General features: G+C 67.0%; 16 protein-coding genes. 11 read left to right on the forward strand and 5 right to left on the reverse strand.

Annotated elements, in window-relative coordinates; genetic code table 11:
- Positions 1–6 precede the first annotated feature (6 nt).
- Positions 7–1,725 (forward strand): gamma-glutamyltransferase, encoded by a 1,719-nt coding sequence (gene ggt / locus BZF61_RS07530; RefSeq protein WP_086618187.1) that lies wholly within the window; start codon positions 7–9, stop codon positions 1,723–1,725.
- Positions 1,726–1,908: 183 nt separating this feature from the next.
- Positions 1,909–3,732: an AMP-dependent synthetase/ligase gene (locus BZF61_RS07535; protein WP_086618307.1), complete on the forward strand. Its 1,824-nt coding sequence runs from the start codon at positions 1,909–1,911 to the stop codon at positions 3,730–3,732.
- 15 nt (positions 3,733–3,747) lie between these two features.
- Here the strand turns inward: BZF61_RS07535 and BZF61_RS07540 are convergent, their stop codons facing one another.
- The 4 genes from BZF61_RS07540 to BZF61_RS07555 form a co-directional block, all read right to left on the reverse strand.
- Positions 3,748–4,266 (reverse strand): hypothetical protein, encoded by a 519-nt coding sequence (locus BZF61_RS07540; RefSeq protein WP_086618189.1) that lies wholly within the window; start codon positions 4,264–4,266, stop codon positions 3,748–3,750.
- Between the two features lie 42 nt (positions 4,267–4,308).
- On the reverse strand, positions 4,309–4,821 hold the full coding sequence (locus BZF61_RS07545; protein WP_086618190.1) for a hypothetical protein: 513 nt from the start codon (positions 4,819–4,821) through the stop codon (positions 4,309–4,311).
- Positions 4,822–5,029: 208 nt separating this feature from the next.
- On the reverse strand, positions 5,030–6,010 hold the full coding sequence (gene thiS / locus BZF61_RS07550; RefSeq protein ID WP_086618192.1) for a sulfur carrier protein ThiS: 981 nt from the start codon (positions 6,008–6,010) through the stop codon (positions 5,030–5,032).
- Between the two features lie 53 nt (positions 6,011–6,063).
- The gene (locus BZF61_RS07555) at positions 6,064–6,453 is read right to left on the reverse strand and encodes a MerC domain-containing protein (RefSeq protein WP_086618194.1); all 390 of its coding nucleotides are present in this window, start codon (positions 6,451–6,453) and stop codon (positions 6,064–6,066) included.
- Between the two features lie 166 nt (positions 6,454–6,619).
- Here BZF61_RS07555 and BZF61_RS07560 point away from each other — a divergent pair, with 166 nt between their 5' ends.
- The 7 genes from BZF61_RS07560 (at position 6,620) to BZF61_RS07590 (ending at position 12,405) form a co-directional block, all read left to right on the forward strand.
- A complete protein-coding gene (locus BZF61_RS07560) occupies positions 6,620–7,681 on the forward strand; it encodes a COX15/CtaA family protein (RefSeq protein WP_086618309.1) in 1,062 nt (353 codons plus the stop codon).
- On the forward strand, positions 7,678–8,058 hold the full coding sequence (gene cutA / locus BZF61_RS07565; protein ID WP_086618195.1) for a divalent-cation tolerance protein CutA: 381 nt from the start codon (positions 7,678–7,680) through the stop codon (positions 8,056–8,058). The genes BZF61_RS07560 and cutA overlap by 4 nt, the downstream gene beginning before the upstream one ends.
- A 290-nt stretch (positions 8,059–8,348) precedes the next feature.
- On the forward strand, positions 8,349–8,828 hold the full coding sequence (gene rplM / locus BZF61_RS07570; protein ID WP_086618197.1) for a 50S ribosomal protein L13: 480 nt from the start codon (positions 8,349–8,351) through the stop codon (positions 8,826–8,828).
- Positions 8,828–9,343 (forward strand): 30S ribosomal protein S9, encoded by a 516-nt coding sequence (gene rpsI / locus BZF61_RS07575; protein ID WP_086618199.1) that lies wholly within the window; start codon positions 8,828–8,830, stop codon positions 9,341–9,343. The genes rplM and rpsI overlap by 1 nt, the downstream gene beginning before the upstream one ends.
- A gap of 229 nt (positions 9,344–9,572) precedes the next feature.
- On the forward strand, positions 9,573–10,328 hold the full coding sequence (locus tag BZF61_RS07580) for an IS5 family transposase (protein WP_086618310.1): 756 nt from the start codon (positions 9,573–9,575) through the stop codon (positions 10,326–10,328).
- 134 nt (positions 10,329–10,462) lie between these two features.
- A complete protein-coding gene (locus tag BZF61_RS07585) occupies positions 10,463–11,503 on the forward strand; it encodes a diacylglycerol/lipid kinase family protein (RefSeq protein WP_086618200.1) in 1,041 nt (346 codons plus the stop codon).
- Positions 11,500–12,405 carry a hypothetical protein gene (locus BZF61_RS07590; RefSeq protein ID WP_086618202.1) on the forward strand — a complete coding sequence of 302 codons (906 nt, stop codon included), beginning with the start codon at positions 11,500–11,502 and terminating at the stop codon, positions 12,403–12,405. The genes BZF61_RS07585 and BZF61_RS07590 overlap by 4 nt, the downstream gene beginning before the upstream one ends.
- On the opposite strand, the gene BZF61_RS07595 is transcribed toward BZF61_RS07590, so the two are convergent.
- Positions 12,402–12,944, reverse strand: a complete 543-nt coding sequence (locus BZF61_RS07595; RefSeq protein WP_086618204.1) for a DUF2141 domain-containing protein — start codon at positions 12,942–12,944, stop codon at positions 12,402–12,404. The two genes, BZF61_RS07590 and BZF61_RS07595, sit on opposite strands and share 4 nt — an antisense overlap.
- Positions 12,945–13,194: 250 nt before the next feature.
- Here BZF61_RS07595 and rpe point away from each other — a divergent pair, with 250 nt between their 5' ends.
- Positions 13,195–13,857, forward strand: coding sequence for a ribulose-phosphate 3-epimerase (gene rpe / locus BZF61_RS07600; RefSeq protein WP_086618312.1), 663 nt, complete (start codon positions 13,195–13,197; stop codon positions 13,855–13,857).
- Positions 13,857–15,722: a heparinase II/III family protein gene (locus BZF61_RS07605; RefSeq protein WP_086618205.1), complete on the forward strand. Its 1,866-nt coding sequence runs from the start codon at positions 13,857–13,859 to the stop codon at positions 15,720–15,722. Before rpe ends, BZF61_RS07605 begins: the two co-directional genes overlap by 1 nt.
- Positions 15,723–15,725: the final 3 nt, after the last annotated feature.

Genomic DNA, 15,725 nt, shown 5'->3' on the forward strand with positions numbered 1-15,725 from the left:
CGGCCCATGCGCATCTTCCCTGCCCTGATCGCCTCGCTGGCGCTGACCCTTTCGGGCTGCGCGACCAGTCAGACCCTTTCGCGCGTCGAACCGGCTCCGGCGGCTGCGGTTGGCGCCGTCAGCAGCGCCGATCCGCGCGCGAGCGCAGCAGGCGAGGCGATTCTCGCGGCGGGCGGCTCGGCCACCGATGCCGCCATTGCCGTGATGCTGGCGCTGACCGTGGTCGAACCGCAAAGCTCCGGAATCGGCGGCGGCGGGTTCATGCTGCGCGCAGACGGCACGACGGGCGCACTGGTCAGCTATGACGGGCGCGAGACGGCCCCGGCGGCCGCCACGCCGAACCGCTTCCTCGACGAGAGCGGCACGGTGCTCCCGCGCGAGCCGCGCGTCTATTCGGGCCTCAGCGTCGGGGTCCCGGGCAATATCGCGCTGGCCGCCAAGGCCCATGCCGAGCACGGCACGCTGCCTTGGGCCAAGCTGTTCGAGCCCGCCATTGCGCTCGCCGAAGATGGCTTCGTGATGAACCGGCGGCTGTATGATTCGCTCGCAGGCAACAAGGGGCGCGCCGACAAGTCCGACACCGCGCGCACGGTGTTCTTCGGCGCGGATGGGGAACCCTTGCCGGTGGGAACCACCATCAGGAACCCGCAGCTCGCCCATACCCTCCGGGCGCTCGCGGCTGAAGGTCCGAAGGCGATGTATGGCGCCGCGCCCGCCGCCGCGCTCGCCGCCCATGTGGCAGCGCAGACCCCGCAGGACGGGCGCATGACTGCGGCCGATATTATTGCCTACCAGCCAAGGCAGCGCGATCCGGTCTGCATCCGTTATCGCATTTACCGCGTGTGCGGCATGGGTCCACCATCCTCGGGCGGAATCGCCGTGGCGCAGATGCTCGGCCAGCTCGAGCGCTTCGATCTCGCCGCGCTCGGGCCAGACAGCCCGGTGTTCTGGCACTTGCTGATCGAGAGCCAGCGCCTCGCCTATGCCGACCGCGAACTTTATACGGGCGACGCCGATTTCGTCAGCGTGCCGGTGGCGGGGATGGTGGACAAGAACTACCTCGCCGCCCGCTCGGGCCTGATTTCGCCCGATACGAGCCTCGCCAAGGCCGAGCCGGGCGTGCCGCCCGGCGCTCCGCTGGCGCGCGGCGACGGGCCGGAGGAGCCGGAGCACGGCACCACCCATTTCGCGGTGGTGGACGCGGTCGGCAATGCCGTGAGCTACACCTCGACCATCGAGGGCGCCTTCGGATCGGGCCTGTTCTTCGGCGGCTTCTACCTCAACAACGAGCTGACCGACTTCACCCTCATCCCCGAGGCCGGCGGCAAGCCGGTGGCCAACCGGGTCGAAGGCGGCAAGCGTCCACGCTCGTCGATGGCACCGACCATCGTCTATGACCAGAACGGCAAGGTGATGCTGGTGATCGGCGCGGCCGGGGGGCCGACCATCCCGGTCACCGTCACTCGCGCGATCATCGGCGTGCTCGATTTCGGCCTCGGCGCGCAGGAGGCACTCGCGCTGCCCTTCGCCATGGCTTTCGGCGACGCGCTGCTGATCGAGGAAGGCACCGCGCTGGTGGCGATGAAGGCGGATCTGGAACGGCTCGGTCACAAGGCAATCCGCATCGCTCCGGCACCGATCAAGGCCAACGCGCTGGGTCGCGGCGCCGATGGGACCTGGCAAGTCGCCACCGAACCGCGGCTCGCCAGCCTGGTTACGCCCTGATCCGGAGGCGGGGAACAGGTGCTCCCCGCTTGCCGCTACGGCACTGAGCCTCTAATCAAGCCCGATACGGGGTCGCACCTCAACCCCGCAAGACATGCTCGAAGGGATCAGGAGCCTTTGCCAGTGCATTCCCCCAGCCTGCCGCACGCCGGCCGCGCCGTGGTCAATCCGGCGGATGATCCGCTGCTGCAGGACATCGATGGCGCGCAGAACCTTGTCGAACTGTTCCTGAAGCGCGCCGATGCCAAGGGCGATGCGCCCTTTCTCGGCCACAAGACCGGCGGGCAATGGGTGACGCAAAGCTGGCGCTCCGCGGCCGAGCAGGTGTGCCTGCTGGCCGAATCGCTGCGCCGGATGGGGCTGCAAGCGGGCGACCGGGTCGCGCTGATCAGCGAAAACCGCCCCGAATGGTGCATCGCCGACCTCGCCATCATGGCCGCAGGCTGCATCACCGTGCCGACCTACACCACCAACACCCGCCGCGATCATGCGCACATCCTCGACAATTCGGGCGCGCGCGCGGTGTTCGTCTCGACCGAGAAGCTGCTGGTGCCCGTGGTCGGCGCGATCGGGCAGACCGGCATGGTCGAGCACGTGATCGGATTCGACGATCTCAAGCGCCAGCAATCGGGCAGCTTCGAATATCACGACTGGCGCGCGCTGATCACCGGCGATGCCGCGGCCGCGCGCGCGGCGGTGGACGCGCGGATCGCGCGCATCGATCGCGCGCAAACCGCCTGTCTGATCTACACCAGCGGCACGGGCGGCGCGCCGCGCGGGGTGATGCAGCATCACGGCGCGATCCTGTGCAACGTTGCCGGCGCGGCGGACATTCTGGTGAGCGATTTCGGGATCACCGACGAGCGCTTCCTGTCCTTCCTGCCCCTCAGCCACGCCTATGAGCACACCGGCGGGCAATTCCTCCCGATCGGGGTGGGCGCAGAGATCTTCTATTCCGAAGGGCTGGAAAAGCTCGCCTCGAATATCGAGGAGACCCGCCCCACCATCATGGTCGTCGTCCCGCGCCTGTTCGAGGTGCTGCGCACCCGCATCATGAAACAGGTCGAAAAGCAGGGCAAAATCGCCAATTTCATGATGGATGCGGCGCTCAAGATTTCCGAGCACACCAAGGAAGGCAAGAAGCGCCTGCGCGACAGGCCGCTGGATTTCCTCGTCGAAAAGACCCTGCGCCCCAAGATCCGCCAGAAATTTGGCGGGCGGATCAAGGCGATGGTCTCCGGCGGCGCGCCGCTCAATCCAGACGTCGGCAATTTCTTCGACGCGATGGGGCTGACGATGCTCCAGGGCTACGGCCAGACCGAGGCCGGCCCGGTGATCAGCTGCAACCGCCCGAAGGTGGGCCTCAGGATGGACACGGTCGGCCCGCCGATGCGCGGGGTCGAGGTCAAGATCGCGGAAGATGGCGAAATCCTCGTGCGCGGCGAGCTGGTGATGCACGGCTATTGGCGCAACGAAGCCGAGACCGCACGCACGCTCCAGCATGATCCGGCCGACCCCGAGGGCGCGCCGTGGCTTCACACCGGCGACATCGGTCACCTCGATCACAAGGGCCGGATCGTCATCACCGACCGCAAGAAGGACATGATCGTCAACGACAAGGGTGACAACATCGCCCCGCAGAAGGTGGAAGGGATGCTGACGCTCCAGCCTGAAATTGCGCAGGCGATGGTGAGCGGGGACAAGCGCCCCTATGTGGTCGCCCTGATCGTGCCGGATGCCGAATGGGCGCTCGAATGGGCGCGCGCCAATGGCGAGAAGTTCGATCTCAAGGCGCTGCAGGACTTGCCCGCCTTCAGGAACGCGGTGCGCGCCGCGATCGATCGCACCAATGCCGATCTCTCGGTGATCGAAAAGGTCCGCCAGTTCGCCTTCGCAGACGAGGCCTTCACCATCGAGAACGAGGAAATGACGCCGTCGATGAAAATCAGGCGGCACAAGATCCGCGAGCGCTACAATCAGCGAATCGACGCTCTCTATCGGGCCTAGAGCCCGCCCGCTCGATCACGCCCCACTTGCTGCGGGGGTCGGCGGCTTGAGCTGGGCCAGTACCGTCCGGTTTTGCAACAGATTGCGGATTTGATCCGCAATCGAACGCCCGTCATTGTTTGCAACTCTGAGCAATTCCCGACATTCCGCTTCGGTCCAAAGCCTGTCCGGTGTCACGTCGTAACGGTCGAGGGGCAGGTGGCGCGTCACTATGAACCGATTGCCGGCAACGTCATGCACGGTCATGATCGAAGCATGGGCAAGCAGATGGCGCAAGGGACGCAATGAGCGCCAACGTTCGATCCGCCTGAGCAAGGCCTGGCTTCTTCTGTCGCTGCTTCGGGCCAGGATGTCGCAAAGTTCTTGCAGGCGCGACAGCGGGCCTTTGTCGACCGGCAGATCAAGCGCGATGCACAATTGCCCGATGGCCCGCTCTGCTGTCGCAAAATGCGTCAGCACCCGGCCCAGCCAATCGAACGGTTCGATCGGCATCAGCGCGGTGGGGGCCGGGATGACGGGAAGCTGCGCGGACACAAATCCTTCTTGGCGACAAGCCCTTAAGCTTTCGTCACCGGCTCACGCCGCCTCGAAATCATCGACATATTCAGGATAGAAACCCGGTTCGCGCTCCGACCAGCCTGCGGCGGTGGCGGCGGCTTCAGAGAGGCTCTGGAGCAGCATTTTGCGGCGCTCCGGGCGGATCGCGGGCAGGGCGCTCGCGGCGCAGAAAGCGGCCGGAAGATAGGGGCGCACCTTCGCGCCGAGCAGGCGTTCGTAGAGGAAGCGGAAGGCGGAGAAACTCGCCAGCCGTTCCTGCTCCAGATCGAAGACGGCCAGACGCACCAGCTTGCCAAGGAAGCGCTCCACCTCGTTGGGGCTGCCCTGCATCGGGATCAGCGTGCGCAGCGCCTTCAAATCCTGATAGGCGACATATTGGCGGCGGATCGCGGTGTTCTCCGCCTCGCTGCGGCCCCAGCGGCGGAAGGCATCGCAGCGGGCAAGGCCGATATCGAGGCTGCGCTTGATGTAACGCTGCTCGGCCGGAGCGAACCCGGCAAATTCCCGCATTTCGGCAATGGGCATCATCATCGCGCCTGTCTCCTCCAGACCGGGAGAAGGTCGCATCACATGGTTAATTTAGCGTTAGGCAGGAGAAATGCGGCGCTGAAAGGCAATGCTTCGGCCCGCCGAAGGACGGACCGCAAGGGCGACCGCCCGCCCGAAGGGGTGGCCCGCAGGGCCGGGCCCCGGAGAAAAGCCAAGCGCGCGGATGCGCGCGCCGGCGACTGAGGCCAAATCAAATAAGCCCCGCCAGCGGCGAGGAGGGATCGGCATACATCCGCCGCGCCATGCGGCCGGCGAGATAGGCCGCGCGCCCCGCTTCCACCGCCAGCTTCATCGCGCGGGCCATGCGGACCGGGTCTTTCGCTTCGGCGATGGCGGTGTTCATCAGGATGCCGTCGCACCCAAGCTCCATGCCGACCGCGGCATCGGACGCCGTGCCGACCCCCGCATCGACCAGCACCGGCACCTTCGCGGCCTCGACGATCAGGCGGATAGTGACGCGGTTCTGAATCCCCAGTCCCGAGCCGATCGGCGCCCCCAGCGGCATGATCGCGACCGCACCGGCATCTTCCAGCTGCTTGGCGGCAATCGGATCGTCGGTGCAATAGACCATCGGGTGAAAGCCTTCCTTGGCGAGCACCTCGGTCGCGCGGATGGTTTCGACCATGTTGGGATAAAGCGTGCGCGCTTCGCCCAGCACCTCCAGCTTGACCAGATCCCAGCCCCCCGCCTCGCGCGCCAGACGCAGCGTGCGGATCGCGTCATCGGCGGTGAAGCAGCCGGCGGTGTTGGGCAGATAGGTGATTTTCTTGGGGTCAATGAAGTCGGTCAGCATCGGCGCCTTGGGGTCCGAGATATTGACCCGCCGCACCGCGACCGTGACGATCTCGGCCCCCGCTGCCGCGACCGCCGCGGCGTTCTGCTCGAAGCTCTTGTACTTGCCGGTGCCGACGATCAGCCGCGAACGGAAGGTGCGGCCCGCCACGGTCCAGGTGTCCTCGCCCGCATGATCGCCCCCGCCGACGAAGTGGACGATCTCCAGCGTGTCGCCCTCGGCCAGCGCCGCCTCGCCCAGCGTCGAGCGCGGGACGATCGCACCGTTGCGCTCGACCGCGACCTTTTCGGGCACGAGTTCCAGCTCGCGCACCAGATCTGCGATCGTGTCGGCTGCGGTGCGATGCGGGGCACCGTTGAGGGTGATGGTCTTGCTCATGGCGCGTGACATAGGGCCTTGCGCCGCGGCTGCAAGTTCGCGTTTTGCGCGGATCAGCGCACGGCGCGCAGGTTCAGCACATGGCCGAGCGAGACGAGCGTGACGCCCGCCAGCGTCAGCAGCAACTCGTCCGATCCGTGCCGCACACCCAGCGCGGCAGCCATCAACACCAGCCCGGTCAACGCCAGCACGAAAGGCAGCATCCGCCGGTGCCGCAAGACACCCCAGCCGATTGCGACCGCCGCCACGCCCACCGCCAGGGCGAGGCCGACGCGGTGGATGTTTTCCTCGAGAAGGAGCTGCCCGCCAAGGCCAAGCACCCAGACCGCCACCAGCGTCACCATGCAATGCAGCGCACACAGGCCGGCCAGCCCGATTCCGAACTGGTCGAGCCGACGGCGCAGCGAGGTTCGACTCGGGGCAGAGGCTGGGTGGAGATCCATGCTGGCACGCGACATATGTAATGTTGTCACATTCTGCAAGCGCGATGTGGCGGGAGAATGGCCCGGGCTGCGGCCGTTTGCGCCGCGGGGCTTGCGCCTCAGGCACCTGCGCTTGCGCCAAATGGGCTTGCGCAAGCAGGCGCGCAGGCACAAAGAGCAGGCCGCTATGGCCACATCTGCCTCCTCGAGCCTGTTGCAAAGCGCCCCGCGCGGGCGCGCGCGGCCGCGCGCGATTGCCCGCTGGCTCGAGCTGGTCGCGGTGCTGGTGGTGCTGATCGTGGTGGTCGGCGGGATCACCCGCCTCACCGAAAGCGGCCTGTCGATCACCGAATGGAATGTCGTCAGCGGCATTCTCCCGCCGCTGTCCGAAGCCGCATGGCAGGCCGAATTTGCCAAGTACCAGACGACCGCCGAGTTCCGCTACGAGAGCGGCCCTGCGGGCATGGATTTGGCAGCGTTCAAGTTCATCTTCTTCTGGGAATGGTTCCACCGCATCCTGGGCCGCGTGATCGGCCTTGCCTTCCTCGTTCCGCTCGTGGTGTTCGCGTTGCGGCGCGCGGTGCCGCTGGGCTATGGCTGGCGGCTGACGGCGATCTTCGCTCTGATCTGCGGGCAGGGGGCGCTGGGCTGGTACATGGTGTCCTCGGGCGTGGGCGAGACCGACCTGACCGACGTGAGCCACTTCCGCCTTTCGGCGCACCTGCTCACGGCGCTGTTCCTGCTGGCTGGCCTTGTATGGACCGCGCGCGACCTGCGCCAGCTGGCGCGCGATCCGGCGGCGCGCCCGGCGCGGCTCACCCCGGCAGCGGCGGTGGCAGGCTGCGTGCTGTTCATCCAGCTCCTGCTCGGGGCATGGGTGGCGGGGCTCAACGCCGGGCATGCCGCCTATGACTGGCCGCTGATGAACGGGCAGTTCCTGCCCCAAGCGGACTGGTCGAAGGGGGCCTTGTGGGCCTTCACCAATGATCCCTTCCTGCTGCAATTCCTGCACCGCTGGTGGGCATGGGTGGCGGTCGCCGCGCTGGTGTGGCTGGCGCGGGTCGTGCGCCGCAAGGATCGCTTCGCCAGCGTCGCGGTGCATACCGCCTTCGGCACGATGGTGCTGCTCGGCATCGCCACGGTGATGAGCGAGGTCTCGCTGTGGATCGCCGTCTCGCACCAGCTGTTCGGCGCGCTGACGGTCGCCGCCACGGCACGGGCGATGCACAGTGCCGGAGTCGCGGAGTGACGAAGGCTTCCGGGGAAAGCGCAGCGCTGATCTGGTGCCCCTTCCCCGACCGGGAGAGCGCACGTTCAATCGCCGGCGCCTTGCTGGACGAGGGCCTGGTCGCCTGCGCCAATATCATCGGCGAAGTGGAATCGCTTTTCATCTGGCAGGGCGCGCGTGACAGCGCCTGCGAGACCGGCGTGCTGTTCAAGACCACGGCGGCGCGGCTCGATGCGGCTGTCTCGCGGTTGGGCCGGCTGCACCCCTATGATACACCCGCCATCCTGGGCTGGCGGGCAGATGCGGTTTGGCCGGCAACATCGGCATGGCTGGGCGCGATCACGCAGCCGGAGACCCAGAGCGGCGTCGCGGCTGCGAAGACAGGGGGGAAAGAGTGACGACGCCACTGGCGGCGACAGGCGCCCTCGGTGCCCTGGTGCTGCCGACGGTGCGGCGCAGGACGACATGGCCACCGCCCTGCGCGCGGCGAGGGCTGGCGGCTCGCCCGATCTGACCCGGCCGCGCCATGTGGTATTATTTTACCGCATGACGAAACGGCGCTTTTGCTTGACTTTCGCGGGGCCGAAAGACATTTGCGCCCCACTTCTCCCGCCGGGCAAGCGCGCGGCGGGTGATTCTCCTGCCGGACAATGCCGGCACGGACTGTTTCGAACCAAGGACACAAGCCATGAAGGCGCTCAGCAAGCAGACCCGGTCGATCAAACCGGCCGAGGTCGAAAAGAACTGGCACATCATCGATGCCGATGGTCTGGTGGTCGGCCGCCTCGCCGCGATCATCGCCAACATCCTGCGCGGCAAGCACAAGCCGAGCTACACCCCGCATGTCGATTGCGGCGATCACGTGATCGTCATCAACGTCGACAAGGTGAAGTTCACCGGCAACAAGATGAACGACAAGGTCTATTACAAGCACACCGGCCATCCCGGCGGGATCAAGGAAACCACCCCGGCCAAGGTGCTCGGCGGTCGTTTTCCCGAGCGTGTGCTGGAAAAGGCTGTGGAACGCATGATTCCGCGCGGGCCGCTCGGCCGTCAGCAGATGAAGGCGTTGCACCTCTACGCCGGCGCCGAGCATCCGCATGACGGCCAGAAGCCGCAGGTGCTCGACGTCGCTTCCCTGAATCGCAAGAACAAGGTCACCGCATAATGGCTGACGAAACCACCACCGTCTCGGATCTCGCCGATCTCAAGGACATCGCCGCCGGCGTCCCGCAGGGTGACGCCGCCGAAATCGCCCGCGTGTCCGCGCCGCTGCGTCAGCAGGAACTCGACAAGCAGGGCCGCGCCTACGCCACTGGCCGCCGCAAGGATGCGGTCGCCCGCGTGTGGGTCAAGCCCGGCACCGGTAAGATCACCATCAACGGCCGCGATCAGGAAGTTTATTTCGCACGCCCGACCCTGCGTCTGATCATCAATCAGCCCTTCGCGATCACCGATCGCGCCGGCCAGTATGATGTCGTTGCCACGGTGCGCGGCGGCGGCCTGTCGGGCCAGGCAGGTGCGGTGAAGCATGGCATCGCTCAGGCGCTCAGCAAGTACGAGCCCGCGCTGCGCAGCACGGTCAAGGCGGCCGGCTTCCTCACCCGCGACAGTCGCGTGGTCGAGCGCAAGAAGTACGGCAAGGCCAAGGCCCGCCGCAGCTTCCAGTTCTCGAAGCGTTAAGACGAACCTTCGAATTTCGTCAAGAATTCAAGGGGTTGCGAGAAATCGCAGCCCCTTTTTTGTAGCACTATCCTAGCAGCTTCTTGGGATCGTTGGCGATCTGGGTGCTCGGATATAGCAGTTTCGTAGCATTCAGGGCATCTTCACGGGCCTAGGCTCAGGACCTATTGAACTGCTTGCCTTGGCGGCGAAGCCTTGATTCACTTGCGGCACCAAGGCGGTGCTGCTGGTGTCGGAGCTTTGGTTGTTGAGCGAGGCGCAGATGCGCCGGATTGAGCCCTATTTTCCGCTGTCGCATGGGATTCCACGGGTCGATGACCGGCGCATCGTGAGCGGCATTATCTTCGTGATCAGGAATGGCCTGCGCTGGCGCGATGCACCGGCAGGTTATGGCCCGCACAAGACGATCTACTACCGCTTCATCCGCTGGAGCCACCTGGGCGTGTTCAACCGTATTTTCGCCGAGCTGGCCGCCAAGGGCGGCAAGCCCAATCAGCTGATGATCGATGCTACCCACCTGAAGGCGCACCGGACGGCGGGGAGCCTGCTAAAAAAGGGGGCTCTACCCCGACGTATCGGGCGCACCAAAGGCGGCCTGAACTCCAAGCTCCACGCTGTCTGCGATAGCAAGGACCGCCCCCTGATCATGCTGCTCAGCGAAGGGCAGATGAGCGACTACAAGGGCGCTGCGCTGATGATCGATGCCTTCCCCAAGGCCAAGGCCTTGCTCGCCGACCGGGGCTATGATGCCGCCTGGTTCCGCCATGCCCTGGCCGAGCGTGGCATCACCGCCTGCATCCCATCAAAGGCAAACCGCAAGGCGCCCATCCCGCACGACACCGCCCTCTACCGCCAGCGCCACAGGATCGAGAACATGTTCGGCAAGCTCAAGGACTGGCGACGCATGGCTACCCGCTACGACAAACCCGCCCGCAACTTCCTATCCACCGTAAGCCTCGCCGCTGCCGTCGCCTTCTGGCTGTGATGGAGTCTCGACCCTAGGCTCTTGGTCGGTGAGCACCGCGTGCGGCTCGCAACGGGTCGTGCGCGGGGCCGATTGTTACACCTCGGGGAAACATGGCAGTGGAATCTTGAACCCTTTGCAACTATAGCGTGAACATGGCGACGCCAATCTATGAATTCGCGCAAATTCCCCGGATGGACGCTGCGGTAGCGGCGCAGGCCCGCGCCAGCAGGGCGCGCAGAGCGGGTGAGGCACCCACGGTCGGCGTGATTTACAATCCGCGCAGCCACCGCAATCTTGGGGCCGATTTCGATTGCGGCCTGTCGCCCCATGTCCACATTGCCCGGCCGGGCGACCGTTCGCAGCTCCCCGTTGCGCTTGCCGATTTCGCCGCGCGTGGCATCGATCTGTTGGTAATCAACGGCGGCGACGGCACGGTGCGCGACGTCCTGACCTGCGGGCGACCGATCTTTGGCGACAACTGGCCCGCGATCGCGGTGTTGCCCAAAGGCAAGACCAACGCGCTGACGGTCGATCTCGGGGTTCCCGACAACTGGACGCTGCAAGATGCGATCACCGCGCTCGACCATGGCGGGCGGGTATGGCGCCGGCCGATCGAGGTGACGTCGCTGGGCGAGGGTTCCGGACTCTCGCGGGTGTCGGGCTTTATCCTCGGCGCCGGAGCCTTCACCACCGCCACCCGCGCCGGCCAGAGCGCGCATAAGCTGGGCGCCTTCAATAGTCTCGCGGTTGGCGTGACGGCGCTCTGGGCGCTGGCGCAATCGCTGTTCGCCGGACGCTCGAACCCCTGGCGCCGGGGCGCGCGGATGCGCATTCTGCTCGGCCCGGGCGAAGTGCCGATGGCGCATAGCGGGCTGGGCGATCCCGAATGGCGGCAGGTCTTGTTCGCCTCCACGCTCGAACGTCTGCCTGCCGGCATCCGCCCCTTCGGCTTCCTCAAGAGCGGGCTGAAGCTGGCGGCGCTCGACCAGATCTCCCGCCGCACCACCGCGCTGCTGCCGCTGGTGGTGGCCGGCAAGCTGAACAACGGTCTGCGCGAACGCGGCATCCACCAGATTGCCGCGAGCCAGTTCACGCTGTTGATCGATGATCAGTTCATTCTCGACGGGGAGGCCTTCCCGCCGGGCAATTACCGCGTCGAGCAGGGGCCGGAGCTCGCCTTCGTCAGGCCATGAGCGCCCAAACCGGCGCGCTGGCACAGCGCATCGCGGCCCAGCTGGCCGCGCCCGTCGCACCCGAAGTCACCGCCTTCGCCGCCGCGCTCGGCGCGGCCGCCGGGGCGCGCGCAGTGCTGTTCTATGGATCGAACCTGCGCACCGGCGCGCTTGAAGGGGTGCTCGATTTCTATGTCCTGCTTCCGGGCACGGATGAGCCGGCGATCTGGCCAAGGGTCAGCTATCACGAGCGTGCCCATGACGATCTGACCCTGCGCGCCAAGGTTGCCACAATGCGCCTGGCAACCTTTGCGCGCGCTGCTGGGGGCACGCTTGCCGACACCACCATCTGGGCACGCTTCGTCCAGCCTTGCGCGCTGGCGTGGAGCGCGGACGGCGAGGCGCAAGACGAGGTTGTCGCGGCGATCTGCGCTGCCTGTATCACTGCGGCGCGGCTGGCAGCGGCGCTCGGCCCCGACCGCGGGACGGCTGAGGATTACTGGCGCGCGCTGTTCCGCGCCACCTATGCCGCCGAGTTCCGGGTCGAGAAGAGTGGGCGCGAGAACGATATCCTTGCCGTCAACGCCGCCCATTTCGCCGGCCTCCTGCCGCTGGCATGGGAGGCGGGCGGCATCCCGGTGCAAGCCGAAGGTGAACGGCTCATCCCCGATCTGCCGCATTGGCAGCGCGGCGTCATCCTCAAGTGGTGGGCGAAGCGGCGGCGGCTGGGCAAACCGCTCAATCTGCTTCGGCTCGTCAAGGCCAGCACCACCTTCGCAGGTGCGGCGCGCTATGCCGCGTGGAAGATCGAGCGGCACACCGGCATGGCGGTGGAGGTGACGCCGTTCCGCGAACGCTATCCCTTGCTCGCCGCGCCGCAAGTGTTGTGGGCGCTCTGGCGTCACCGCCGCGGCAAGGCCTAGCTCCGGTATTTCACCTGGATCGCGATCCGGGTCACCCCCGGACCGGCGCTGAACCGCGCCTTGTCGAGCCCCGGAGCGCGGGGGATGCCGAGAAAGGTCTTGATTTCGGGATTGTTCGACATGCCGGCCCCGTCGCTCGAAAAATCCTTCTCACGGTTGCCATTGGCGTCATGCTGGACGACGATCGCGTAGTCGCCCGCCGCCGGCAGCGGCACGCATACCGTCATCGCCCCTTTGCGCGGCGTGGTGTCGATCCGGTGGAGATAGCGGCGGCTTTTGAGCCAGTCGCTCTCCCGCGCGCGGTAGGTGCGCACGAACAGGTTGCCGCTTGATGATCTGATTCCGCTGATTTCCAACCGCACCGCCGGGCCCTTGCCCGGGGCGCACAGGCTCATGTCGTTGTCGATCTTCGCGCCCAGCGCCTGCGCGCCGAGCGGTGCGGCGATGCCGCCAAGGACAAGCGCGGCACCGGCACCGGCAGCCAGCGCGAAACGCGTCAGGCGACGGGCTGGGGCAGGGGCGCAGACAGGAGCGGGCATCGGCAATTCCAGTGCGATAGGAGAGGTAAGGGCGCGACCCGGGTTACGTTCGGTGCCGCTTATCGCCCCGTGATTGGCATGGCGCAATGGCAGAGGGGGTCTGAATTGCGGCTTAACCATGGGCAAATCGCGGATTTCCGATCGATTGCTGCCCATCACCGTGGAAAACGGCGCACCCGCGCTTGTTCCTCGATTCGCGGCGCCCTTATTGCTGAGGATGCACCTTTGCACGGGGGCCACGCGCCGCATCATGCCCACGCCGCTGATTTCGCCATCGATCCTCTCCGCCGACTTCGCCCGGCTGGGCGAGGAAGTGCGCGCGATCGATGCTGCCGGCGCGGACTGGATCCACATCGACGTGATGGACGGCCATTTCGTGCCCAACATCACCATCGGCCCCGATGTCGTGAAAGCGCTGCGTCCGCACAGCACCAAGCCGTTCGACGTCCATCTGATGATCGCGCCGGTCGATCCCTACCTTCAGGCCTTCGCCGAGGCAGGAGCGGACATCATCACCGTCCATCCCGAGGCCGGGCCGCACGTCCACCGCACGCTCCAGGCGATCCGCGCGCTCGGCAGGAAGGCGGGCGCAGTGATCAATCCCGGCACGCCGGTCGAGGTGCTCGACAACCTGATGGATCTGGTTGATCTGATCCTCGTGATGAGCGTCAACCCCGGCTTCGGCGGGCAGAGCTTCATCGCCTCGCAGCTCGCCAAGATTTCCCGCATCCGGGCGATGATCGACGCGACCGGGCGCGACATCCGCCTCGAGGTCGACGGCGGGGTCAATGCCGAGACCGCGAAGCTGTGCGTTGCCGCCGGGGCGGATGTGCTGGTCGCCGGCTCGGCGACATTCAAGGGCGGGCCAGATCATTACGCGGCCAATATCGCCGCATTGAAGGGGCAAGGCTGATGGCGACATTGCTGCGCACCCCTGCCGGCCGCCGCGCCGATGCGCTGGTGGAGCGGGTGGGGGATGGCCCGGTGCTGGTGCTGGCCGCACAGACCGAACCACAGGCCGCTCCCGCCTCGCCGCCACCCGAGCAAACCGGTCGCGCGCTGGCGCTGAGCGATGTCATTGCCGTGCCGAGCGGTCCGGGCGCGGCGCTGATTCGCTGGGCCTATCGCCTTGGCGTGCCTGGCCATGCGATGGCCGCTCCTTTCCGCCGCCCACAGCCGCTGCGGGTGCTGGCGACGGTCGAAAGCCCCAATCGTGGTGACCGCGCCGCGGGCACGGCGCTGCGCGCCGGGCATTTCCTCGTTCACGGGGTGCGACTGCCGATCAGCGGCCTTGATTTCACCGGTTCGGCACGGCCAGCGCCTGGCGTGGAGCGGGTGCTGCATTCCTTCGCGTGGCTGGCCGATCTCGCCGCCGCCGCTCCGCGCGCCGAAGCGACGCCGCTCGCCGAGCGCATCACCGCGCTGTGGCTCGATGCCCACCGCGAACCGGGCAAGGGACCCGCTTGGGATGTCGAATTTGCCGGCCTCAGGCTGGTGGCATGGCTGGTTCACGCCCCGCTGGTGCTGTCCGGCAATGACAAGCGCCTGAAATCGAAAATTCTCGCCGCGATTGCCGATACTGCCCGATGGCTCGACAAGCGCGCTCCGCGCGAGACCGCAGGGCTGGGACAGGTCGCGGGCTGGGCGGGCGTGGTCGCCGCGGGGCTGCTGCTGCCCCATGGCAAGCCGCGTCGGCTGTTCGGCGAGGCGGGCCTCGTCAAGGCATTGGGCGACATGGTGGGCGAGGATGGCGGGGTGCTGTCGCGCTGTCCTGCCGCCCAGCTCGATGCGATCCGGCTGCTGACCGATCTCATCGCCTGTTACGCGGCGGTCGCGATCGCGCCCCCGCCCGCGCTGATGGTGATGCGCGAGCTGCTGGTGCCGCCGCTGCTGGCGCTGCGGCATGGCGACGGCGCGCTGGGCAGCTGGCAGGGGCAGGCGGCGATCCCGGCCGACCGCGTCAATGCCGTGATCGAGGCTTCGGGCGTACGCACCCGTCCGCTTTCGGCCGTGCAGGGCTGGGGCTATCAGCGCATCAAGGCCGGCGACACGCTGGTGCAGTTCGACGCCGCCCCCCCGCCGCGCGCACGTCATGCCCGCACCGGCTGCGCCTCGACGCTGGCGTTCGAGCTTTCGGACGGACCGGCGCGGGTGATCGTCAATTGCGGCGGCGCAGCGCTGGCGGGCGGGCAGGTGCCGGCGCGGATCGCGCAAGGTCTGCGCGCCAGTGCCGCCTTCTCGACGCTGGTGCTCGACAATGCCAATTCCACCGCGGTGCTGCTGCACGGCCAGCTCGGCAAGGGGGTCGAGACCGTCGAGCTCGAACGCCGCCAGATTGCAGGGCGCGGACGCGAGGCGACCCGGATCGAGGCCGCGCATGATGGCTATGCCCAGCGATTCGGCCTGATCCACCAACGCATCCTGACGCTGAGCGGCGACGGCACCGAGCTGGCGGGCGAGGACATCCTGATCCCGACTTCAAGCAAGGGCAAGCGCGGCAAGATCGGCTTTGCGATCCGCTTCCACCTCGGGCGCGGGGTCGAGGTGCAACTGTCGGGTGACAAGCGCGGGGCAAGCCTGCTGCTTCCCGGTGGCAGGCTCTGGCAATTCCGGCTCGGCGGCGATAGGGCGGGCACCGGCGAGATCACCCTGTCTGCCGAAGACAGCCTGTGGGTCGACGGCGACGGCCGCCCGCACGCCACCGAGCAGCTGGTGATCGAAGGACTGGCATTGCGCAGCGGGGGCCAGTTCTCCTGGCTGCTGAAGAAGACAGGATAGGTT

The organism is Erythrobacter tepidarius (assembly GCF_002155695.1).
Classification (GTDB): Bacteria; Pseudomonadota; Alphaproteobacteria; order Sphingomonadales; family Sphingomonadaceae; genus Erythrobacter; species Erythrobacter tepidarius.